At 65.7% G+C, this 23,166-nt stretch carries 15 protein-coding genes and 2 pseudogenes; 11 read left to right on the top strand and 6 right to left on the bottom strand.

Annotated elements, in window-relative coordinates; translation table 11 throughout:
* Both cphA and QHC78_RS02350 read right to left on the bottom strand, forming a co-directional pair.
* Window positions 1-2,607 (bottom strand): cyanophycin synthetase, encoded by a 2,607-nt coding sequence (cphA, locus tag QHC78_RS02355; protein ID WP_319742732.1) that lies wholly within the window; start codon window positions 2,605-2,607, stop codon window positions 1-3.
* Between the two features lie 73 nt (window positions 2,608-2,680).
* Window positions 2,681-4,828: pseudogene (locus QHC78_RS02350) on the bottom strand (cyanophycin synthetase); the annotation flags it as partial.
* 364 nt (window positions 4,829-5,192) lie between these two features.
* Between QHC78_RS02350 and QHC78_RS02345 the strand changes: the two are divergent.
* Window positions 5,193-7,457: a cyanophycin metabolism-associated ABC transporter gene (locus QHC78_RS02345; RefSeq protein ID WP_319742271.1), complete on the top strand. Its 2,265-nt coding sequence runs from the start codon at window positions 5,193-5,195 to the stop codon at window positions 7,455-7,457.
* Window positions 7,454-7,915 carry a cyanophycin metabolism-associated DUF1854 family protein gene (locus QHC78_RS02340; protein WP_319742270.1) on the top strand — a complete coding sequence of 154 codons (462 nt, stop codon included), beginning with the start codon at window positions 7,454-7,456 and terminating at the stop codon, window positions 7,913-7,915. The genes QHC78_RS02345 and QHC78_RS02340 overlap by 4 nt, the downstream gene beginning before the upstream one ends.
* A gap of 37 nt (window positions 7,916-7,952) precedes the next feature.
* Here the strand turns inward: QHC78_RS02340 and QHC78_RS02335 are convergent, their stop codons facing one another.
* From QHC78_RS02335 to QHC78_RS02325, 3 genes are all read right to left on the bottom strand, one after another.
* Entirely contained in the window at window positions 7,953-9,629 is a 1,677-nt protein-coding gene (locus tag QHC78_RS02335) for an MFS transporter (RefSeq protein ID WP_319742269.1), read from the bottom strand.
* Window positions 9,630-9,830: 201 nt separating this feature from the next.
* Window positions 9,831-11,207: a sensor histidine kinase gene (locus QHC78_RS02330; RefSeq protein WP_413816408.1), complete on the bottom strand. Its 1,377-nt coding sequence runs from the start codon at window positions 11,205-11,207 to the stop codon at window positions 9,831-9,833.
* A 99-nt stretch (window positions 11,208-11,306) separates the two neighbouring features.
* Window positions 11,307-11,996, bottom strand: a complete 690-nt coding sequence (locus QHC78_RS02325) for a response regulator transcription factor (protein ID WP_319742267.1) — start codon at window positions 11,994-11,996, stop codon at window positions 11,307-11,309.
* A 129-nt stretch (window positions 11,997-12,125) separates the two neighbouring features.
* On the opposite strand from QHC78_RS02325, the gene recA reads away from it, so the two are divergent.
* The 4 genes from recA to QHC78_RS02305 all read left to right on the top strand — a co-directional run bounded on the left by recA (window position 12,126) and on the right by QHC78_RS02305 (window position 15,706).
* Window positions 12,126-13,196, top strand: coding sequence for a recombinase RecA (recA, locus tag QHC78_RS02320; RefSeq protein ID WP_319742266.1), 1,071 nt, complete (start codon window positions 12,126-12,128; stop codon window positions 13,194-13,196).
* On the top strand, window positions 13,183-13,659 hold the full coding sequence (recX, locus tag QHC78_RS02315) for a recombination regulator RecX (protein WP_319742265.1): 477 nt from the start codon (window positions 13,183-13,185) through the stop codon (window positions 13,657-13,659). The genes recA and recX overlap by 14 nt, the downstream gene beginning before the upstream one ends.
* Before the next feature lie 55 nt (window positions 13,660-13,714).
* Window positions 13,715-14,017, top strand: a complete 303-nt coding sequence (locus QHC78_RS02310; protein ID WP_319742264.1) for a hypothetical protein — start codon at window positions 13,715-13,717, stop codon at window positions 14,015-14,017.
* Between the two features lie 69 nt (window positions 14,018-14,086).
* Window positions 14,087-15,706, top strand: a complete 1,620-nt coding sequence (locus QHC78_RS02305; protein WP_319742263.1) for a M30 family zinc metallopeptidase — start codon at window positions 14,087-14,089, stop codon at window positions 15,704-15,706.
* A 31-nt stretch (window positions 15,707-15,737) separates the two neighbouring features.
* On the opposite strand, the pseudogene QHC78_RS02300 reads toward QHC78_RS02305, so the two are convergent.
* A pseudogene (locus QHC78_RS02300) lies at window positions 15,738-16,652 on the bottom strand (LysR family transcriptional regulator); the annotation flags it as partial.
* A 113-nt stretch (window positions 16,653-16,765) separates the two neighbouring features.
* Between QHC78_RS02300 and metE the strand changes: the two are divergent.
* From metE to QHC78_RS02275, 5 genes are all read left to right on the top strand, one after another.
* Window positions 16,766-19,072, top strand: coding sequence for a 5-methyltetrahydropteroyltriglutamate--homocysteine S-methyltransferase (metE, locus tag QHC78_RS02295; RefSeq protein ID WP_319742262.1), 2,307 nt, complete (start codon window positions 16,766-16,768; stop codon window positions 19,070-19,072).
* Window positions 19,073-19,388: 316 nt separating this feature from the next.
* Window positions 19,389-20,552, top strand: coding sequence for an ADP-forming succinate--CoA ligase subunit beta (sucC, locus tag QHC78_RS02290; RefSeq protein ID WP_319742261.1), 1,164 nt, complete (start codon window positions 19,389-19,391; stop codon window positions 20,550-20,552).
* Between the two features lie 35 nt (window positions 20,553-20,587).
* A complete protein-coding gene (sucD, locus tag QHC78_RS02285; RefSeq protein ID WP_319742260.1) occupies window positions 20,588-21,469 on the top strand; it encodes a succinate--CoA ligase subunit alpha in 882 nt (293 codons plus the stop codon).
* A gap of 63 nt (window positions 21,470-21,532) precedes the next feature.
* Entirely contained in the window at window positions 21,533-22,246 is a 714-nt protein-coding gene (locus QHC78_RS02280) for a TerC family protein (protein ID WP_319742259.1), read from the top strand.
* Between the two features lie 178 nt (window positions 22,247-22,424).
* A complete protein-coding gene (locus QHC78_RS02275) occupies window positions 22,425-23,153 on the top strand; it encodes a TerC family protein (RefSeq protein ID WP_319742258.1) in 729 nt (242 codons plus the stop codon).
* The last annotated feature ends 13 nt before the right edge of the window (window positions 23,154-23,166 follow it).

Here is a 23,166-nt window from a genome sequence, read left to right as displayed (position 1 = left end):
TCAGGACCCGCCGCAGGTAACCCGGGCGCCGGCTGCTTGTTCGTCGGCGATGCGCCGCCCGATATGGGCCAGCGCTTCTTCCACCTGGTCTACCAGGATCAGGCACAGGTCGCCGGGCTGCAGCCCGGCCATCGCCGTGTCGATGGCCAGGAACTCGCCCCGGATCTCCCGGATGTCGCGGGTCCGGGGGGCGCCCTCCAGCCCCTGCCTCAGCAAGGCCAGTACTTCGCCGTCCGCGCGGCCGCGCTGGCACTGGTCCTCGTACAGTACGACCTGGTCGAACGCCGTCCCCAGGATCTCGGTCTGCCTGCGGATATCGATGTCGCGCCGGTCCCCCGCGCCGCTGATGACGACCGAACGCCGCCGGGCCGGCATGCGTTCTATCGCCCTGACCAGGGCCAGCATGGCGTCGGGGTTGTGCCCGTAGTCGGCGATGATCGTGGCGCCATGGAACTCGAAGCGGTTGAACCGGCCCGGCGCGGTTTGCGCATTGCTCACGAAGCTGGCAAGGCCGCGCCGGATGACCGGCCAGTCCAGGCCCAATGCCCAAGCCGCGGCTACCGCGGCCATGGCGTTGTCGACCTGGAAGTCCACCGCGCCGCCGTAGGTAAGGGGAATGTCCGAGAGCGGGATCCGGTGTTCGTCGTTGCCGTGCGCCGCCACGAGGGCGCTGCCGTCGCGATAGACCACGGGCTGGTTCCGGGTGCGATGCGTCGTGATCAGCGGATGCTGGCGGTCGTGCGAGAAGTAGATGACCGAGCCCGGGCAACTACCGGCCATATTGGCGACGTGCGGATCGGCGGCGTTGAGCACTGCCGTGCCCGTCGGTGCGACGTTCTCCACGATGACGCGCTTGACGATGGCCAGGTCCTCCACGGTGCTGATGAAATCCAGGCCGAGGTGGTCGCCCATGCCGATGTTGGTGACCACCGCGACGTCGCAGCGGTCGAAACCCAGTCCTTCGCGCAGAATGCCGCCGCGCGCGGTTTCCAGGACGGCAGCGTCCACGTCGGGGTGCAACAGCAGGTTGCGGGCGCTGCGTGGGCCGCTGCAATCGCCCGTGTCGATGCGTTGCCGGCCTACATAGACGCCGTCGGAGTTGGTCATGCCGACCAAATGGCCTCGAGCCCCCAGGAGGTGGGCGATCAACCGTACGGTCGTCGTCTTGCCGTTCGTGCCGGCCACCGCCACCAACGGGATGCGGCCGTTGTCGCCGGGCGCGAACATGTTGTCGATCACGGCCTCGCCGACCGCACGCGGCTTGCCGTAGGACGGCGCCAGGTGCATGCGCAGGCCAGGCGCGGCATTGACCTCGACGATGGCGCCGCCCTGGTTTTCTAGCGGCTGGATGACGGTGCTGGCGACCACGTCGATCCCGCAGATGTCGAGTCCCACGGTACGGGCTGCGGTAATCGCATGCGCCGCGAACTGGGGGTGTACTTCGTCCGTTACATCGGTGGCGGTGCCGCCCGTGCTCAGGTTCGCGTTGTTGCGCAGGATGACGAGCTCGCCCTTGGGGGGCACAGAGCCGGGCGTGTAGCCCGCCTCGGCCAGCGTGGCGATGGCGGCATCGTCCAGCCGGATCTTGGTCAGGCTGGTGGCGTGCCCCTCGCCCCGCCGCGGATCCTCGTTGACCGCATCGACCAGTTCGCGAATGGTGTGCACGGCATCGCCGATCACCTGGGGCGGCTCGCGCCGTGCCGCGGCGACCAGCGTATCGCCGACCACCAGCAGCCGGAAATCGTGGCCGGGGATATAGCGCTCGACCAGCACGGCCGATCCGTATTTTTCCGCAACCGCATAGGCGGCCAGGACTTGTTCCCGGGAGGCGATGTTGACGGCCACCCCTTTGCCCTGGTTGCCGTCACGCGGCTTGACCACGACGGGTAGGCCGATTTCCTGCGCGGCGGCCCAGGCCTCTTCGGCGCTTGTCACGGTTCTGCCTTCGGGCACGGGCACGCCCGCGGCATGCAGCAGGATCTTGGTCAGCTCTTTGTCCTGGGCGATCGATTCCGCGATGGCACTGGTGCGATCCATTTCCGCGGCCAGGATGCGGCGCTGCCGCTTGCCCCAGCCGAATTGGACGAGGCTGCCTTCGGTCAGCCGGCGATAGGGAATGCCGCGGCGCACCGCTGCATGGACGATGGCGCCGGTGCTGGGACCGATGCGCACGGACTCGTCCAGCTCGCGCAGTCTGGCCAGGGCCGGTTCAAGTCCGAACGGTTCATCCTGCTCGGCGGCCATGCACAGTTCCAGGGCCAGTTCCAGTGCCAGGCGGCCGACTTCTTCTTCGGTGTATTCCACGACGACCCGGTAGATCCCGGGCTCGGCCGTCGATACGCTGCGCGTGAACGTAACGGGACAGCCGGCCTGCGATTGCAGCGCCAGCGCCGCGACGCCGAGTGCGCGCGCCATCGATACCGAGCGTTCCCGCCCGGCGGGCTGGAGCAGGCCGATGGCGGGAAAGCGCGCGCGCAGGCGGGCTTCGAAACCCGGGAGGCTGCCAATGGCCCGTTCGGCTTGTGCGCACGAAACAATGGCCTCGAGCACGGTACGCCGGCTCCACAAGTTGGGACCGCGCAGCGCGCGGATACGTGAGACTTCCATCATGCATTTCCTGTCATGCGGGCGCCGTGCGCCGGGCGGGTTCCTTTGTTCAGGCCAGCAGGGGAGCGGGGGCGTCGAAGGTGCCGATGCCGGCCCGCAGGCAGTCCAGCGGCAAGTCGAGGCCCCAGCCCGCCGCGATGGCAGCCAGGACACTGGAGGTGTGTTGAGCCGGCGCCGTCGCCGGCGCCAGGCAAGGCACATCGGCAAGATTCATCAGGACCGTCTGGTCGCGGCCGCTTGCCAGCACGATGGAGCCCGAACGGACGAAGACCGCGCGCTTGCCTTGCGCCAGGTGCTCCACGATCCGCGGCAACGTCCCATCGGGCGCGAAGAAGATTACGCCGCCATCGCACAATTCGGCCATTTCTGCCACGCGTTCATCGGCGGCATTCAGGACCGCGTAACCGCTGGGCAGGACCACATCGACCTGTGTGCGCAGCACGCTGTAGATCTGCCCCGGTTCGACGATGCAGAGGTCAGGGTGGGTCTGCGACGCGTCCAGTCCGGTCACCACGCCGATCCGGCAGCGGTCGTAGGCCAGGCCTTCGGTCAGGATGGCCCGCGCGCCGTTCTCGATAACGGCCGCTTCGATCAGCGGGTTCATCAATGCCCGCCGGGCGGCGGCCCAGTCCGCCGGATCGCGGTCTAGCTGCCGCGGGCCGAAGAACAGGCCCAGGCGAGACGCCACCGCCATCTTGTAGCCGGCCAGCCGGAGCAATTCGCCGATCAGGTGGGCGACCAGGGCGTTGCCGTGGCTGCCGGTGACGCCCACGAGGGGGATCCGTCCTTCGCCGTTATCGGGGAACAGATGGTCCACGATGGCCTGTCCGACCGGGCGCGGCCGGCCGTCGGCCGGCTTCAGGTGCATCAGCAAGCCCGGGCCGGCATTGACTTCGACGATGGCTCCCCCTTGTTCTTCCAGGGGGCGGGAAATATCTTCGGCCACCAGGTCGACACCGGCAATGTCCAGCCCGACCACGCGTGCGGCCAGCCGCACATGGGCAGCCACCGACGGATGAACTTCGTCAGTAACGTCGAATGCCACATTGCCGTTGCGCTGGATCAGCACCTCCTCGCCTTCGGGCGGGACGGACTCGCCGTGGTAGCCCTGGCGTTCGAGCTCGATGCGGGCTGCGGAGTCCAGCGTCACCAGGTTCAGCGGGTGCTCTTCGGTACTGCCGCGGCGCGGGTCGGAGTTGAGCTGGCTGGCAATCAGCGCCAGGATGGTGGATCTGCCATCGCCCACGACCGAGGCGGTCTTGCCGCGCGCTGCAGCCACCATGCGGTCGCCGACGACGAGCAGCCGATGTTCGTTGCCCGGCACGAAGCGTTCGACGATGACGCCGCTGCCTTCGCCGCTGGCTACCTCGTAGGCGGTTTCTATGGCTTCCCGCGTCCGCAGGTCCAGGAACACCCCCCGCCCATGATTGCCGTCGCAGGGTTTGACCACGACGGGCAAGCCGATTTCCTGCGCGGCCTCCCAGGCGTCGTCCTGGTCCTGCACGGTACGGCCCTGCGGCACGGGCACGCCGCAGGCCTGGAGCAGGCTCTTGGTCAGGTCCTTGTCGCAGGCGATGCTCTCGGCCACGGCGCTGGTGCGGTCGGTTTCCGCCGTCCAGATCCGGTGCTGGGCGGCGCCGTAGCCGAGCTGCACCAGGTTGCCCTGGTTGAGGCGGATATAGGGAATACGGCGCTCTTCGGCCGCCTGGACGATGCTCGCCGTGCTCGGGCCGAGCCAATATTCGTTGACGAGGTCTCGCAGCGATTCGACCGTGCCCGCGACGTCGAACGGGCGGTCTTCGATCGCCGCCATCACGAGATCGCGCGCGGCATGGAGCGCGGCCCGGGTGACCTCTTCCTGGTAGGCGCTGACGATCACGCGATAGATGCCCCGGGTCGATGTTTCGCGTGCTTTGCCGAAACCGCCCGGCAAACCGGCAAGGTTCTGCAACTCGAGCGTGACGTGCTCGAGGATATGGCCGGGCCAGGTCCCCTCGCGTACCCGGCGCAGGAAGCCGCCGCGTTCGCCGTAGCTGCAGCGGTGTTCGACCAGCGTCGGCAGCCAGGCTTGCAGCCGCTCATAGAAGCCGGGAATCAGGTTCGAGGGATAGTCCTCGAGTTCGCCGATGTCGATCCAGGCCTCGAGCACCGGCGGGTAGGTCCACATGCTGGGCCCGCGCAGGGACAGCACATCGAGAAATTCAATGTGTTTGCGTTTCATCTTGGAGGTCGGTGGGGGCGGGGGCGCCCGGCGCGGAGCGAAGAACCGGAGCGGGCAGGCGGTGTGTGTGCTGGTGGTTGGGACGAGGGTCCGGGTGGGATGGAGCGGGCTGGGTGTACGCTCTCGAGACGTACTGGAATCGGTCCGGTGACAGGCTGATGAGCGGAATGTATTGCCGCCGCGCGACGCAGGCAAGGACAGACAAGAGGTCTAGGGAATGCCCTAGATGCGACGCTACAACGCATCGGTTTCTCGGACGGCGGCAAGACGGTGCCAACTATAATACTTACGTGAGACTGACATTTTTCCATGAATTAGAAATGCTTACAAATCCCGCGTTGCCTATTTGGGGCTCTGCCCGTCGATGACTGCTGCTGCCTTTTCTTTCCTGCCCGGCACTTGGCGCGGGCCGTCCCCGCCGCCGCTGGCCAAGGGCGAAACGCCTCATGCATGGGTCGAGCTGGACCTCGATACCGATTTGCACTATGCGACCGGCATGTTGGTGCTGACCGGCTCCCGGCTGCTTGGTGCCGATGCGTCCGGCTGGGCCGAGTGGCCGGTGCGCGAGGGGGTACGGCTGACGTTGTCGGACCATGCGGGGGTCGTGGCGCTCGAGCTCGTCGATGCGGGCGGGCGCCTGGCGCAGTGGCGCACGACCATGGCGCATCACGTGGGCGCGGTCCGCCTTGCCGAGCAGTTCGAACGACAGATCCAGGCGCTGGCGCAGGGCACGGCCGCGCTGGCGCCGCCCCCCGCATGTCCGCGTTGCCACGCCGTGCTGCCGCCGGGCGAGACCAGCTGTCCTGCCTGCGATGCGAAGGCGCCCGCGGCATCCACGGGCTGGGCGCTGTTGCGGTTGCGGCGCTTCGCGCGGCCCTACCGGGGGCGACTGGTGCTGGGCTTCGTCCTCACCGTCCTGTCCACGGCAGCCACGCTGGTGCCGCCTTATCTGACCATGCCTTTGATGGACGACGTGCTGATTCCGTTCCAGAACGGCCAGCCCATCAATTACCGCCTGGCGGGGATGTACCTCAGCGGCCTGCTGGCGGCAGCGCTGGTGGCGTGGGTGCTGGGCTGGTCGCGCACCTATGTCCTGGCCTGGGTCAGCGAGCGCATCGGCGCCGATCTGCGCACGACTGCCTACGAGCATCTGCAACAGTTGTCGCTCGAGTACTTCGGCGGCAAGCGCACGGGCGACCTGATGTCCCGCATCGGCAATGAAACCGATCGCATCTGCGTCTTCCTGTCCTTGCACCTGCTCGATTTCGCGACCGACGTGCTGATGATCCTGATGACGGCGGGCATCCTGGTTTCCATCGACCCCTGGTTGGCACTGGTGACCCTGCTGCCACTGCCTTTCATTGCCTGGCTCATCCACTTGGTACGGGACAAGCTGCGCCATGGGTTCGAGAAGGTGGACCGCAATTGGGCCGAGATCACCAACGTACTGGCCGACACCATTCCAGGTATCCGCGTGGTCAAGGCGTTTGCGCAGGAAAAGCGCGAGGTGGCCCGGTTCAGGGAAGCCAACGACCACAACCTCGTGGTCAATGACCGCGTCAACACCGTATGGTCGATGTTCTCGCCCACGGTGGTCCTGCTGACCGAGGTCGGTTTGCTGGTGGTGTGGATATTCGGCATCTGGCAGATTGCCAACCACCACATTTCGGTCGGCGTCCTTGCCGCATTCCTGGCCTACATCAGCCGTTTCTACCTCAGGCTGGACTCCATGAGCCGCATCGTATCGGTTACCCAGAAAGCGGCGGCAGGTGCCAAGCGCATCTTCGATATCCTCGACCGCGTTTCCAGCGTGCCCGAGCCCGCCGATCCGGTTCCACTCAAACACGTGGAAGGACGCATCGAAATCCGCGATGCCGTATTCCGCTACGGCACGCGGGCCGTGCTGCGCGGCATCGACCTGGATATCGCGCCGGGCGAGATGATCGGCCTGGTTGGCCATAGCGGCTCGGGCAAGAGCACGCTCGTCAACCTGATCTGCCGTTTCTACGATGTATCGCAAGGTGCTATCAAGGTAGACGGCGTAGACATCCGCTCGTTGTCGATTTCCGAGTACCGCCACAACATTGGCGTGGTGCTGCAGGAACCTTTCCTGTTTTTCGGCACAGTGGCCGAGAACATCGCCTACGGCAAGCCCGACGCCACGCTGGAGGAGATCGTCGCGGCCGCGCGCGCGGCCCATGCGCACGAGTTCATCCTGCGCCTGCCGCACGGCTACGATTCGTTGGTGGGCGAACGGGGCCAGGCCTTGTCCGGCGGTGAGCGCCAGCGTATTTCCATTGCGCGCGCCCTGCTGATCGATCCGCGCATCCTGATCCTGGACGAGGCCACTTCTTCGGTCGATACGTCTACCGAACAGGAGATCCAGAAAGCGTTGGACAACCTGGTCCAAGGCCGCACCACGATCGCCGTGGCCCACAGGCTCAGCACGCTGCGCCGGGCCGACCGCCTGGTGGTGCTGGATCACGGCCGCATCGTTGAACAGGGACGCCATGAAGAGCTGATCGCAAAAGAGGGCGCGTACTACCGCCTGCACCAGGCGCAGACGCGGCAACTCGATCCTCCCGGCAGCGAAAGCACTTGGGACGGCGAAGAGGAGGAGCAGGCATGACTGCCTTTACCTTGACCCGCAACGCTTTCGGCAAGCTGATCTATACGCCGGAAGGCGGTCCGGCCGAAGAAGTGGTGCCGGTGCGCGCGTTCCCCATCCATGCCGAGTCCGGGCACATTTCGCTGGTCGGCCCGGGCGGACACGAGCTTGCCTGGATCGCCAGGCTGGCGGAGCTGCCGCCGGAGGCCCGGGAACTCGTGCGGGAGGAATTGCGGCACCGTGAATTCATGCCGGAGATACTGCGTATCGTGCAAGTGTCCGGCTATGTGACGCCTACGACCTGGACGGTCGAGACCGACCGCGGCGAGGCCCGCCTCTGGCTCAAGAGCGAGCAGGACATCCGGCGTATTTCCCACACCCGGCTGCTGGTCTCGGACGGCCACGGCATCCATTTCCTGATCCGCAATGTCGAGCGCCTGGATCGCGCCAGCCGCCGGATCCTCGACCGCTTCCTGTGACCGGCGGCGGGGCGCCATCGCGGCGCCCCGCCGGCGTTCAATCTTCGAGCCGGTTGTTCTTGGTTTCCCGGACGAAGAAGGTGCCTATCACCAGGCTCATCACGGCAATGACGATGGGATACCACAGGCCGTTGTAGATGTTCCCCGTCGCTGCCACGATGGCGAAGGCCGTCGTGGGCAGGAAGCCGCCGAACCAGCCATTGCCGATATGGTAAGGCAGGCTCATCGACGTATAGCGGATGCGCGTGGGGAACATCTCCACCAGCATGGCTGCGATCGGCCCATACACCATCGTGACCAGGATCACCAGCAGCGTGAGCAGCAGGACGAGCATGGGCTTGTTCATCTGGGCCGGATCGGCGCGGGCCGGATAGCCGTGCCCGCGGATTTCGCTGGTCAGGCGCGTCTTGAGTTCGTCGCTACGTGCCTTCAGCTCGGCGGGCGGCAAGCCTGCCCCTTCGAACGACTGGACGACCGTATTGCCGATCTTGACCTGCGCGAGCGTTCCCGGAGGCGCAGCCTCGTTGCTGTAGTTCACCGAGTTCGAAGCCAGGAACGACTTCAGCTGATCGCAAGAGCTGACGAACTGGGCAGTGCCGACGGGGTTGAACTGGAAGGAGCAAGTTGCCGGATCGGCCACGACCACCACCGGGGCCTTGGCCTGGGCGGCCTCCAGCGCGGGGTTGGCGTAGTGCGTGATGGCCTTGAACAGCGGGAAGTAGGCCAGGGCGGCAATGAGGCAGCCGGCCATGATGATGGGCTTGCGCCCGATACGATCCGAGAGTGCGCCGAAGACCACGAAGAACGGCGTGCCGATCAGCAGCGCCAGCGCGATCAGGATGTTGGCTGTCGTGCCGTCGACTTTCAGCGTCTGGGTCAGGAAGAACAGTGAATAGAACTGGCCCGTGTACCAGACCACGGCCTGGCCGGCGGTCAGGCCGAACAGGGCCAGGAGCACCAGCTTCAGGTTGCTCCAGCGGGCGAAAGATTCGGTCAGAGGGGCTTTCGATTGCTTGCCTTCGGCCTTCATCCGCTGGAACGCCGGGGACTCGTTCAGCTTGAGCCGTATCCAGACCGAGATCCCAAGCAGGACGATGGACACCAGGAAGGGAATGCGCCAGGCCCACGCGGCAAAGGCTTCTTCCCCCGTGGCGGTGCGCACGCCGAGGATGACCAGCAGCGATAGGAACAGGCCCAGCGTCGCCGTGGTCTGTATCCAGCTGGTGTAGGCGCCGCGCTTGCCCTGGGGTGCATGCTCGGCCACGTAGGTCGCCGCGCCGCCGTATTCCCCGCCCAGCGCCAGGCCCTGGGCCAGCCGCAAGATGATCAGGATGATGGGAGCGGCGATGCCGATCGATGCGTACGAGGGCAGTATCCCCACGATGAACGTCGACAGGCCCATGATCAGGATGGTGATCAGGAATGTGTATTTGCGCCCCACCAGGTCGCCCAGGCGGCCGAACACCAGCGCGCCGAACGGCCGGACCGCGAACCCGGCTGCAAAGGCCAGCAGCGCGAAGATGAAAGCCGCCGTCTCATTGACCCCCGAGAAGAATTGCCGCGCGATGATGGCGGCGAGCGATCCATAGAGATAGAAGTCGTACCACTCGAAAACCGTGCCAAGCGACGAGGCAAAAATCACGCGTCGTTCTTCCTTGGTCATTGGGCGTGCGGCCGGTGTCGGTGCCCCGGTGCTGCTGACGGTGGTGCTCATGAAGGGGTGTCTCCTCGGGTAGGGCCTGCGTTTGTAGAGGTAATGAGGATTGCAGACTTGCCCATAGCCACGCGAGCCACGGGCTTGCAGCCAGAGTAGAAACACTTACTGACGCGCAGCTGACAGAATTCTTACAGAATGCTGAATTTTCACGGCTTGGTGAAATCCCGATGCGGTGCGGCAAGCGCACCGCAGCCGGCTTCAGGAGGCGGCCGCGGCGGGCCGGCGAAAATGCACGCGCACGCGCGTTCCGGGCATGTCGGGGGCCGTGCTCTGGGGATTGTCCGAGATGGTCAAGGCGGCGCCGTGGCGCTGGGCGATCTCGCGCACGATGGCCAGGCCCAGCCCGCTGCCTTCGGCGTTCGAGCCGAGGATACGGTAGAAGCGGTCGAACACCAGTTCGCGTTCTTCGGGGGGAATGCCGGGGCCGGAGTCTTCGATCTCCAGCGCGGGACCATCGTCCTGCGCCATGACGCGCACCGTGACGGTTCCGCCGCGCGGTGTGTAGCGCAGCGCATTGTCGATGAGGTTGTTGAGCAGTTCGGCCAGCAGCAGGGCATCCCCCACGACCGGCACGGGCCCCTCCGTGCCTTCCAGCCCGAGATCGATGCCGCGTTCCATGGCTTCGTGCACCCAGTGCTGCGTCTGTTCGCTCGCCACTTCCTGGAGGTCGACACGGGTCGACGTATCCACCGGGCTGCCGGTATCCTCGGCCCGCGCCAGGGCCAGCAATTGGTTGACCAGGCGCGTGGCGCGCTCGGCGCCGGCGATCAGATGCCGCAGGCTGGCCTCCATGTCTTCGGGACTGGCGTTGCGCAGCGCCAGTTCGGCCTGTGTCCGTATGCCGGCCAACGGCGTCTTCAATTGGTGCGCAGCGTCGGCCACGAAGCGTTTCTGCGCGGCGACGTTGGCCGAGAGGCGCTGCAACAGATCGTTCATGGCCCCGACCAGCGGCGCGATCTCCTGCGGGACTTCGCGTTCGTCTATGGGCGACAGGTCGTCCGGCCGGCGCGCGCGCAACCGTTCCTGCAACTTGCCGAGCGGCGCGATGCCGCGGGACAAGCCGAACCACACCAGTACCACCGCGATGGGCAGGACGACGAACTGGGGCAGTATCACCCCCTTGATGATTTCGTTGGCCAGCTGCGAGCGCTTTTCCAGGGTTTCGGCCACCTGCACCAGCGCCGGTTGCGCGCCGGTCGGGCTGGTGGGCAGCGCCACCCAGGTATAGGCCACCCGCACGGCAAAGCCGCGCATGACGTCGTCGCGGTACTGGACGATGCCGGGCAGGGGGCGCTCGAGCGAGGGCAGGGGCAGCTCGCGGTCGCCGCCCAGGTATTCGCCGCGGCTTCCCAGCACGAGATAGAACACGCTGTCGGTTTCGTCCGCACGCAGCATTTCGCGCGCGGAGACCGGCAGCTGCAGGCGCGCGCGGCCGTTGACGTCCTTGATCTGCTGGGCCAGCGCGAGCACGTTGTTGGCCAAGCCCCGGTCATAGGGGGCCACGGCAATGGACTGCGCCACGACATAGGTGATGGCGACGCTGATCGGCCATAGCAGGAACAGCGGCACGAGCATCCAATCGAGGATCTCGCCGAACAGGGACCGCGCGGGCCGCTCGATGGCCGGAACGGGCGGCAGCCCTTTGCGGTCGTCGTCCATGGCCGCCGGACCGGGTCAGGCGGCGCCGCTGTGGGCGCCCGGCTCGCGCTCCAGGCAGTATCCCAGGCCGCGCACCGTCGCGATCTTGACGCCGCCCGGCTCGAGCTTCTTGCGCAGCCGATGGACGTAGACTTCGATGGCGTTGGTGCTGACTTCTTCTCCCCATTCGCACAGGTGGTCGACCAGCTGCTTTTTGCTGACCATGCGGCCGCTGCGCGCCAGCAGCACTTCGAGCAGGCTGACTTCGCGCGCCGACAGCTCCACCACCTGGTCGTCGATGGTGACGACGCGGCCCACTTGATCGAAGGCCAGCCGGCCATGGCGCAGCACGGTGGGGCCGCCTCCCGCGCCGCGGCGCGTCAGGGCGCGGACGCGGGCCTCGAGCTCGGACAGGGCGAAGGGCTTGGCCATGTAGTCGTCGGCGCCCAGGTCCAGGCCCTTGACCCGCTGCTCGACGCTGTCGGCCGCGGTGAGGATGAGGACGGGCAGGTGGGAGTTGCGCGCGCGCAGGCGCCGCAGCACTTCGGTGCCGGACAGGCGCGGCAGGCCGATGTCCAGGATCAGCAGGTCGAAGGGCTGCGCCGCCAGCGCGGAATCCGCCTCCACCCCGTCGTGCACGGCATCCACGGCATAGCCGTTCTGGCGCAGCGAGCGGGACAGGCCGTCGGCAAGGATGTTGTCGTCTTCGGCGATGAGGATACGCATGCGGGAATTGTAGCGGCGAGGCGCCAGGATATTTCGTTGTTAATTGATCTTGGAGCTTGCAGTCCTATACTGTTTTTTTATACAGTATCGGCAGTGCCATAATTCGCCCATCAACCCAAGGACATCAGAATGGACGACACCAAAGCTTCCAAGGCCGCCGCAGCTGCCCAGACCGAAAAAACCAAGGCCCTCGCCGCCGCACTGTCCCAGATCGAAAAGCAGTTCGGCAAGGGTTCGGTCATGCGCTATGGCGACAACGAAGTCGAGCACGACATCCAGGTCGTCTCCACCGGCTCGTTGGGTCTGGATATCGCCTTGGGCGTGGGCGGGCTCCCGCGTGGCCGTGTCATCGAGATCTACGGTCCCGAATCGTCGGGCAAGACCACGCTCACGCTGCAAGTCATCGCCGAAATGCAGAAGCTCGGCGGCGCCTGCGCCTTCATCGATGCCGAACACGCGCTCGACGTGCAGTATGCCGCGAAACTGGGCGTCAATCTCACCGACCTGCTCATTTCGCAGCCCGACACCGGGGAACAGGCCCTGGAAATCACCGATGCCCTGGTGCGCTCGGGCGCGGTCGACCTGATCGTCATCGACTCGGTCGCCGCGCTGGTGCCCAAGGCGGAAATCGAAGGTGAAATGGGCGACTCGCTGCCCGGCCTGCAGGCACGGCTGATGAGCCAGGCGCTGCGCAAGCTCACCGCTTCGATCAAGCGCACCAACTGCATGGTGATCTTCATCAACCAGATCCGGATGAAGATCGGCGTGATGTTCGGCAACCCCGAAACCACCACGGGCGGCAACGCGCTGAAGTTCTATGCCTCGGTGCGCCTCGACATCCGCCGCACCGGCTCGATCAAGAAGGGCGACGAGGTCATCGGCAACGAAACCCGCGTCAAGGTTGTCAAGAACAAGGTGTCGCCGCCCTTCAAGAGCGCGGAATTCGACATCATGTACGGGGCAGGTATTTCGCGCGAAGGCGAAATCCTCGACCTGGGCGTCCAGGCGGGCATCGTCGAGAAGTCCGGTTCGTGGTTCAGCTACGGTGGCGAGCGCATCGGCCAGGGCAAGGACAACGCCCGTGAGTTCCTGAAGGAACATGCGGACATGGCTATAGAGATCGAGAACCGCGTACGCGAAAGCCTGGGCGTCACCGCGCGCGTGGGCGGCGGCGTGGCCGAAGCGTTTGAAGACGAATGACGACAGCAAGCCTGCCTCCGGGCTTACGCTGAAGGCCCGCGCGGTAGGCTATTTGTCCAGGCGGGAACATAGCCGTCTGGAGCTCGGCCGCAAGCTCGCCCGTTTTGGCGAAGAAGACGAGGTGCGCGCGGTGCTCGACAGCCTCGAGAAAGAAGGCTGGCTGTCCACGGCACGCTATGCCCAGAGCGTGGTGCACAGGCTGGCGGCCAAGCAGGGCACCGCCCGCATCGTCCACGAACTGCGCCAGCACGGCGTCGCCGATGCGCAAATCGCCAACCTGCGTGGCGAACTCGAAGCGACCGAGCTTGCCCGGGCCCGAGAGGTCTGGCGCAAGCGTTTCGGCGCGCTACCCGCCGATACCAACCAACGTGCCAAGCAAATACGCTTTCTGACCGCACGGGGGTTCAGCCACGCCACCATACGGCAGGTGTTGCGAGGGGTGGAGTTCGACGACCTCGACTAGGGCAGGCCTGCGAAAACCCGTACACTTTCTCCACGCGTTTCGCTGCGAGGCCTTTATGCGCGCTTTGTTGCTGGCCATCTGCCTTACCGTCACGAGCCTGGGGGCCTGTACGCCGCCCGCGCCCCGGGAGGGCGAGGTCGTCACGGTCGAGGGCCGGGTCGTCCTCAAGGGAAACGAGCCCTTCATCCTTGCCGTGCTCGATACCGGAAACCAGCAGTGGGAACTGCGTGGCCTGACCCGTGCCCAGATACTGGCTCTTCAGTCCCGGACCGTAGCGGTGACCGGGAAGGTGGTAGGCCCGGTGGGAGGTGCCGGCACCGGCCTGCCCTTGCGCCTGGAGGTGCAGTCCATACAGTGATGGACATCGACCCGTGGTATGTTGCGGGGAAGTCCGTTTTCCGGCGGGTGCAAAATGACTCGGCATTTCTTGCATAGGTCCCGTGTTCTGGCCGGGGCAGTCTTGACGGCGCTGCTGGCTGCCTGTGGCGGCGGTGGTGATGATGGGGCCGGACCTGCGGCGCCCGGTGCACTGTCCCTGGCGTGCAGCGGTGCCCAGTGCGGCGCTTCCGACGCCCAGACCTACCGAGGGGGCGGCGTCGGCATATGGCGCTACGACAATAGCGGGTCCCGGTCGCGCGCCGAGGTGCCGGTTACGCTCAACGGCGTGAGCGGCCGCTCCGTCATGCTGATTTTCACCAACGTGTCCGACCAGGAAGTCAGCATGCCGTCCATCGGACTGCAGACCTCCGGTGGTTCCGCCTCCGTGAAAGCGGAAGACCCGCCCGAGCCCGCGCATCGTCCCGGTTTCAACCAGATTCCGCCTCACATCCGGGAGTATCGTCCGCCGCTGGAGCAGGCCTCGCAAGCCCCGGCGCGGCAGGACAGGGTGACCGCGGCAGTGCGGGCCACCGCGGTGGGCGACAAGCACGAGTGGATGGACAGCAGCGGGAGGACGTTCCCGGCCACGCTTGAGCGGCGTTGGCCTGCCCATGACGGGCGCATGCTCAATCTGTGGGTCCAGGACCGCCAGTCAGGCGACGCGCATCCGGTCGATGTTCCGGAGTCCATCCTCGACGACCTGGTCGCGCGGTTTTCCTCCGGCCCGGACTCGGTCTATCCCATCGTGACCGACCTGGCCGGCGCCCCGTGGGGACCCACGGTGGGCGGCGGCTATATCGGGCCGAACGAAGATCTGCACATCGTGCTGTCGAACCTGACGCCCGACGGCCAGGCCTGGGGACTGGTCGGCTATTTCTTCAGCGCCAATACTTTCCTGAAAAGCTATGAGCCGCTCAGCAACGAAGCCCTGGCGCTGTTCGTCGATACCGAGACCCTGACCCTCGGCGGTGAAGCGGGCCGGAATACCGCGTACAGTACGCTGGCCCACGAAATGACCCATATGGTCAACTTCTACCAGCGGGCGGCCCGCACCGGCATCAACCCGGATAATCGTTTTGCGCTCTGGCTCGAGGAAACCTCGGCCTTGATGATGGAAGACATCGCGTCCGGCCGCGTCCTGCCCGGTTTCAGTCCCTTGCGCGACAGCGATTTCTCCACATGGCTGAGCCGCAGCGTCAATTGCGACTACATCCGTGAATGGGACGCGGACGCCTCGTCCAGCTGTTTCTCCTATCCCATCGCCAACAGCTTCGGGGGATACCTGCTTCGCCAGCACGGTATCGGTTTCTACCGCAACCTGCTGCGCGATACTTCCTCGACCGATTCGTTTGCGCTGCTCGATCATGCAATCCGGCAGGCCGGCGGCGCCGGGGCCCGCGCCGCGCTGCGGGATTGGGGGGCGGCCATCGCCTTGCTGCCCGCTGCGCCGCCGGCGGGGTTCGGCCATCCGGCGCGGGCCGAAGGCGGCTACAGCCTGCCCGCCGTCAATGGACGCGACTATGCCGCTTCGCGACGCCTGCCCGGCAGCGTCCCGGCCACGCTCAAGGCTTCCGGTCATTTCCCGGTGGAACGCCGGCCCGGCGGATCGATATATTCCGAGTCGATTACGGTGCCGGCCGGTTCGGCGCTGACGATCGTCGTCCAGTAGCGGGGCGCGCTTCTTCCGCTGTGCGCCCGGGACGCGGGGCCCGTATGCCGGTCAGGTTCCGGAAGGTCAGTTCGCGCGCGATGTCCAGGAAATTCTGGATGTAGGGCGCGTCCTCGTCTTCGACCCGCACGCCGGCGTAGAGTGTGCGCCACACGCCTTCCTGCCCCAGGCGGCACGCCTGCAGCAGTCCCTGGTCCAGGTATTCCTTCAGCGCCCAATTCGGGATCGCCGTTACGCCCCGTCCGCTGGCCACGAGCTGGATGATCATGGGCGTGAGCTCCGTGGTCCGTATGCCCGCCGGCTCCACGTCGGCCGGGTCCAGGAAGGCGGTGAAGATGTCCAAGCGGTCGCGGTCCACGGGATAGGTGATCAAGGTGTGTTCGCGCAACTGTTCCGGTTCGACGGATTTGAAGCCGGCCAGCGGGCTGTTGCGCGCCACCGCCAGCATGAGTTCGTAGCGGAATAGCGGCACGTACCGCACCGCTTCCAGACGGACGGGATCGGACGTGATGACCAGGTCGAGGTCGCCTCGCACCAGCGCGGGCAGCGGTGCGAAGGAAAAGGCCGCCGACAGGTCCAGCACCACCTCCGGCCACTGCTCCCGGAACACGTCCAGTGCCGGCAGCAGCCACTGGAAGCAGGAATGGCATTCGATGGCCAGGTGCAGGCGGCCCGTGCGGCCGGCGGCCAGGCGCTTGAGTTCACGCTCGGCCGCCCGCATCCGGGGAAGCACGTCGTCGGCCAGCGCCAGCACGCGCAGGCCGGCGGTGGTGAAACGCAGCGGCCGGGTCCTGCGATTGAGCAATTGCGTGCCCAGGCGCTCTTCCAGTTCGCGCAATTGATGCGACAGCGCCGACTGCGTCAGGTGCAGGCGCTCCGACGCTTCGACCAGGCTGCCCCCCTCACGGATGGCCGTGAGTGTCTCGAGGTGACGGATTTCTATCATGGCGCCATATTAACGTGAATTTTTCTCATAGTAGATATGCAGAACTTGATTTTGATTCACTGGTACGGGCAGCCACAATGTCGGACTTCTTCGGCATTGGATAGCGAAACATCATGGTCACTCTGCATAACCTGGGATTCCCGCGGGTAGGCGTGCGCCGCGAACTCAAGCGGGCCCTGGATGCCTACTGGGCCGGGCGGTCGTCGCTGGACGAACTGGAGGCCACCGGCCGGGGCTTGCGCGCCCGCCATTGGACGGTGCAAGCGCAGGCCGGCATGCATCTCGTACCGGTGGGCGATTTCGCCTGGTACGACCACATGCTCGAATGGTCGGCGACGCTGGGTGCAGTACCGTCCCGCTTTGGCCAGCCCGAGGCCGGGCCGGTGTCCTTGGACACCGTGTTCAGAATGGCCCGGGGCCGCGCGCCGACCGGCGCGCCGGCGGCCGCGTGCGAAATGACCAAGTGGTTCGATACCAATTACCACTACCTCGTCCCCGAATTGCATCCGGGGCAGCGCTTCCGCATCGCGCGTACGGACTTGTTCGAGCAGGTGGCGGAGGCCCGGGCGCTAGGCCTGGCGGCCAAGCCGGTCATTCCCGGTCCCCTCACCTGGCTGTGGCTGGGCAAGGGTGAGGCCTATCGCGCCGCTGGCGATGCTTCCAAGCTGGAATTGCTGGAGGCCTTGCTGCCCGTCTATGAAGAGATCCTGGCGCGCCTGGGGGCGGCAGGCGTGCAATGGGTCCAGATCGACGAACCCATCTTGGTGCTCGACCTGCCCGGGTCTTGGCGCGAGGCATACGCCCGGGTCTACCGACGCCTGGCCCGATCGCCGGTCGCCATCTTGCTGGCCACGTACTTCGGCGGGCTGGAGGACAACCTGGGGACTGTGCTGGATCTGCCGGTGGCGGGGCTGCACATAGACCTGGTGCGGGCGCCCGGGCAATTGCAGGCCGTTGCGGCCGGCTTGCGCGCGGACCAGGTGCTGTCCGCAGGCGTCATCGACGGACGGAATATCTGGCGCGCCGACCTGGACGCATGGCGCGAACGCCTGGCCCCGTACGCCGCAGCGCTGGGGGATCGCCTGTGGCTGGCGCCCTCGTGTTCGCTGCTGCACGTGCCGGTGGACCTTTCGGCGGAAGAGCAGCTCGACGATGAGCTCAGAAGCTGGCTGAGCTTTGCCCACCAGAAGCTCGACGAACTGGCGCTGCTGGCGCGGGCCGTGGAATGCGGCGACGCCGCCGGCGATACGCCACCCATCATCGCCGATGCGCTGGCCGCGCAGCGCCGCGCCTGCCGGGCGCGCATGCTTTCCAGCCGCATCCACAATCCGGCGGTCCAGGCAGCCTTGCGGGCCGCGCCGGACCTGCCGCGCGATCGCGCGCCGTTCGAGCATCGCATCGCGGCGCAGCAGGCCGGGCTGCGGTTGCCCCGGTTTCCCACCACTACCATAGGCTCGTTTCCTCAGACGCCGGAGATTCGCGCCCTGCGGCGCGACTGGCGGGCCGGCGTGGTCAGCGATGCCGCCTACGAGAAGGCCATCCGCCAGGAAATCGCCGACAGCATCGCCTTCCAGGAACGATTGGGGCTGGACGTGCTGGTGCATGGCGAGTCCGAGCGCAACGACATGGTGGAGTATTTCGGCGAATTGCTGGCCGGTTTCGCATTCACGCAGAACGGCTGGGTCCAGAGCTATGGATCGCGTTGCGTCAAGCCGCCCATCATTTTCGGCGACGTGTCGCGCCCGGCAGCCATGACCGTGGGATGGACCGCCTATGCGCAATCGCTGACCGACAAACCGGTGAAGGGCATGCTGACCGGGCCGGTCACCCTGCTGCAGTGGTCGTTCGTGCGTGACGACCAGCCGCGCAGCAAGACCTGCGAGCAATTGGCGCTGGCGCTGCGCGAAGAGGTGCTGGACCTCGAGGCTGCCGGCATACGGGTCATCCAGATCGACGAACCGGCATTTCGTGAAGGTCTGCCCCTGCGGCGCGCGCATTGGGCGGAATACCTGGCATGGGCGGTCGACTGCTTCCGGCTCAGCACGGCCGGCATAGGCAACGACACCCAGGTCCACACCCATATGTGTTATTCGGAGTTCAACGACATCATCGAATCCATTGCCGCGATGGATGCGGATGTCATCACTATCGAGACCTCGCGCTCGAACATGGAGCTGCTCAAGGCCTTCGAGGATTTCCGCTATCCGAACGACATCGGCCCGGGCGTCTACGACATCCATTCGCCCAACGTACCCGAGGTCGATTGGATGGTCGCGCTCATGCGCAAGGCGGCCGCGCGCCTTCCCAGCGAGCGCCTATGGGTTAACCCGGATTGCGGACTCAAGACCCGCGCCTGGCCCGAGACCGAGGCAGCCTTGTCCAGAATGGTCGCCGCGGCGCGCGTACTGCGGGAGGGCTGAGCCCGCCCGTAGGGGGCGGGAGACGCAGTGCTATACTCTTCGCGTTTCATCGCCCGCCCCTTGTGTCCCGGCTGCGCCCAGAACCTGCCGCGCCCCGATGCACCGGGCATTCTTAGCGCATGTCCTTGACCGCCTATCGCCTCGCTATGCGAACGCCCGCGGCCTTGCTCGCCCAGAGCACAGGTGCGTGGGCGTTTGTTTGCCCGGCCGCGGCTATTCAAGCGCTATCCCCATCCGTACCCAGGCGCATGATCCGTCATCGCGCTGGTCTTCATCAACCGAACATTCAACGTCTCCCCGACAGCGAAGGCTCCGCATGAAAATCCACGAGTATCAGGGCAAAGAGCTTCTGAAAAAATTTGGCGTCACCGTTCCGCGCGGCATCCCCGTGTTTTCGGTGGACGAGGCCGTCAAGGCCGCTGAACAACTGGGCGGCCCGGTATGGGTCGTCAAGGCCCAGATCCACGCGGGCGGCCGCGGCAAGGGCGGCGGCGTCAAGCTGGCCCGCTCCATCGAGGAAGTGCGCACGTTGGCCGGCCAGATCCTCGGCATGCAGCTGGTCACGCACCAGACTGGCCCGGAAGGCCAGAAAGTGCGCCGCCTGCTGATCGAAGAAGGCGCCGACATCAAGAAGGAACTCTACGTCGGCATCGTCACCGACCGCAGCTCCCAGCGTGTCTGCGTCATGGCCTCGAGCGAAGGCGGCATGGAGATCGAAGAGGTCGCCCACGCCACGCCCGAGAAGATCCTGAAGGTGTTCGTCGACCCGGCCAAGGGCCTGACCACCGAGGAAGCCTCCGAGCTTGCCCGCGGCATCGGCGTGCCTGACGCCTCGATCGCCGATGCGGCAGAGCAGATCCAGAAGCTCTACACCTGCTATGTCGAAACCGACGCCGACCTGGCCGAGATCAACCCGCTGATCGTCACCGGCTCCGGCAAGATCATCGCCCTGGACGCCAAGTTCAACTTCGATTCGAACGCGCTGTTCCGCCATCCCGAAATCGTGGCCTACCGCGACACCGACGAAGAAGATCCCGCCGAAATCGAGGCCAGCAAGTTCGGCCTGGCCTACATCCAGCTCGACGGCAACATCGGCTGCCTGGTCAACGGCGCCGGCCTGGCCATGGCCACCATGGACACCATCAAGCTGTTCGGCGGCGAACCGGCCAACTTCCTGGACGTAGGCGGTGGCGCCACGGCCGAGAAGGTGACCGAGGCCTTCAAGATCATGCTGAAGAACCCCGGCCTGAAGGCCATCCTGGTCAACATCTTTGGCGGCATCATGCGCTGCGACGTCATCGCCGAGGGCGTGATCGCCGCGTGCAAGGCCGTCAGCCTGAGCGTGCCCCTGGTGGTGCGCATGAAGGGCACCAACGAAGAGCTCGGCAAGAAGATGCTGGCCGATTCCGGGCTGCCCATCATCAGCGCCGACACGATGGCCGAGGCCGCCACCGCCGTCGTGGCCGCCGCCAAGAAGTAATCGTTGCGCTCAGCAAAGGATATTAAGGACTCGAAATGTCGATTCTGATCAACAAAGATACCAAGGTCATCACGCAGGGGATCACCGGCAAGACCGGTCAATTCCATACCCGCATGTGCCGCGAGTACGCCAACGGCAAGAACTGCTTCGTGGCGGGCGTGAACCCCAAGAAGGCCGGCGAGGATTTCGAAGGCGTGCCCATCTACGCCAACGTCTCCGAAGCCAAGGCCGCCACCGGCGCCAATGTCTCGGTCATCTACGTGCCGCCCGCGGGCGCCGCCGCCGCCATCTGGGAAGCCGTCGAGGCCGACCTCGACCTGGTGGTCTGCATCACCGAGGGCATCCCGGTCCGCGACATGCTGGAAGTGCGCAACCGCATGCGCGCGCAGAACAAGCGCACGCTGCTGCTGGGACCCAACTGCCCCGGCCTCATCACGCCCGACGAAATCAAGATCGGCATCATGCCCGGCCACATCCACCGCAAGGGCCGCATCGGCATCGTCAGCCGTTCGGGCACGCTCACGTACGAAGCGGTGGCGCAGGTCACCGAGCTGGGCCTGGGCCAGTCGAGCGCCGTGGGCATCGGCGGCGATCCCATCAACGGCCTCAAGCACATCGACGTGCTGAAGATGTTCAATGACGATCCCGATACCGACGCCGTTATCATGATCGGCGAAATCGGCGGACCGGACGAAGTCAATGCCGCCCAGTGGGCCAAGGACAACATGAAGAAGCCGGTCGTCGGCTTCATCGCCGGTGTCACGGCTCCCGCGGGCAAGCGCATGGGCCACGCCGGCGCGCTGATCTCCGGCGGCGCCGATACGGCCCAAGCCAAGCTCGAGATCATGGAAGCCTGCGGCATCAAGACGACCAAGAACCCGTCCGAGATGGGCAAGCTGCTCAAGTCCGTGCTGTAACAACAATGAGGACGACGGGCGCGGCGAACATCGCCGCGCCCGTTGGCATTTCAGGAGATAGGCGTGGAATTCGGTTCAGCGGCCTTCATATTGGCCCTCATTCAAATCATCTGGGTGAACATCCTGTTGTCGGGGGACAACGCGGTGGTCATCGCGCTGGCGGCGCGTTCGCTGCCGGCCCATCAACAAAAGAAAGCTATCGTGATCGGCTCTGCGGCCGCCATCGTGATGCGCATCATCCTGACGCTGGTTGCGGCCCAGTTGCTGCAACTGCCCTGGCTGAAGCTGATCGGTTCGTTGCTGTTGCTGTACATCGGTGTCTCGCTGTTGTTGCCGGAAGGTGAAGAGGACGAGGGCAATCTGGCCAAGAACGGGCTGATGGCCGCTATCCGGACCATCCTGATTGCCGATCTCGTCATGAGCCTGGACAATGTGATTGCCGTGGCCGCTGCGGCCATGGGTAATACCACGCTCCTGGTGCTGGGCCTGGCCATCAGCATCCCGCTGGTGATCTTCGGCAGCGCGCTGCTGCTCAAGGTCATCGAGCGCTTCCCGCTCATCGTCTGGGCGGGAGCGGCCCTGCTGGGCTTCATCGCCGGCGAGCTGTTCGTCAACGACCCGGCGCTGCACGCGGAGTCCCTGGAAGCCTCGATGGGCTTGACCCATCATGGTGCGGAGATCGCTGCCGGCATCGTCGGCGCGCTCATCGTGCTGGCCGTCGGCAAAGTACTGATGGCCCGGCGCGGGTCCGGCGACCAGCCCGCCGCAAGGGGCTAGGGGCAGTTTGTACTTGTCCTAGGGCGCCGGCCTGGCTTACGATGCCGGGCCGGCGTTTTCTCCCGGGTCGCGCGTCGCGGCGAGTGGCCTGGAGATCGCATCGAATTCCAACAATACGGGAGAGCCATCTTCCGATCCGGAAGATTCGCTCGTCCGAATCTCTCTTAGGGAGCCATACGTGCTTGAGTTTTTGCAGACGCTCAGTTGGGCCGCTGTATTCCAAATCATTCTGATCGACCTTCTGCTGGGCGGGGATAACGCTGTCGTGATCGCGCTTGCCTGCCGCAACCTGCCTCCGAAGCGCCGCATGCAGGGCATCCTGTGGGGAACTGCGGGCGCAATCATCCTGCGCGTGGTGCTGATCTCGTTCGCCGTCACGATGCTGCAGATTCCGTTCCTGAAGCTGGTGGGCGGTCTTTTGCTGTTCTGGATCGGCATCAAGCTGCTGATTCCCGAGGACGAGGCGCACGACAATATCGAGGGCGGCTCGACGCTGGTGAGCGCCATCAAGACCATCATCGTCGCCGACTTCGTCATGAGCCTGGACAACGTCATCGCCATTGCCGGTGCCGCCCAGCAGGCCGACGAGGCCCACCAGATCGGCCTGGTGATCTTCGGCCTGCTGGTCAGCGTGCCCATCATCATCTGGGGCAGCACGCTGGTGCTCAAGCTGATCGATCGCTTCCCGCTCGTCGTCACCTTCGGCGGCGCGCTTTTGGGCTGGATTGCCGGCGGCATGCTGATCACCGACGTTGCGGTGCAGAACAACCTGATCCAGCCGAGCTCGCTCGCAGCCTACAATACCGAGCTCAAATACGGCGCGGAAATCGTCGGCGCGCTGATCGTGGTGGTGGTTGGCACGTTGCTCGCGCGTCGCAAGAAGGCCGGGCAGACCGAACACGCCTGATCGGGGGCGGGCC

The sequence above is a fragment of the Pigmentiphaga sp. genome (assembly GCF_033795525.1).
GTDB lineage: Bacteria > Pseudomonadota > Gammaproteobacteria > Burkholderiales > Burkholderiaceae_B > Pigmentiphaga.
This window is presented reverse-complemented; position numbering and strand designations above follow the sequence as displayed.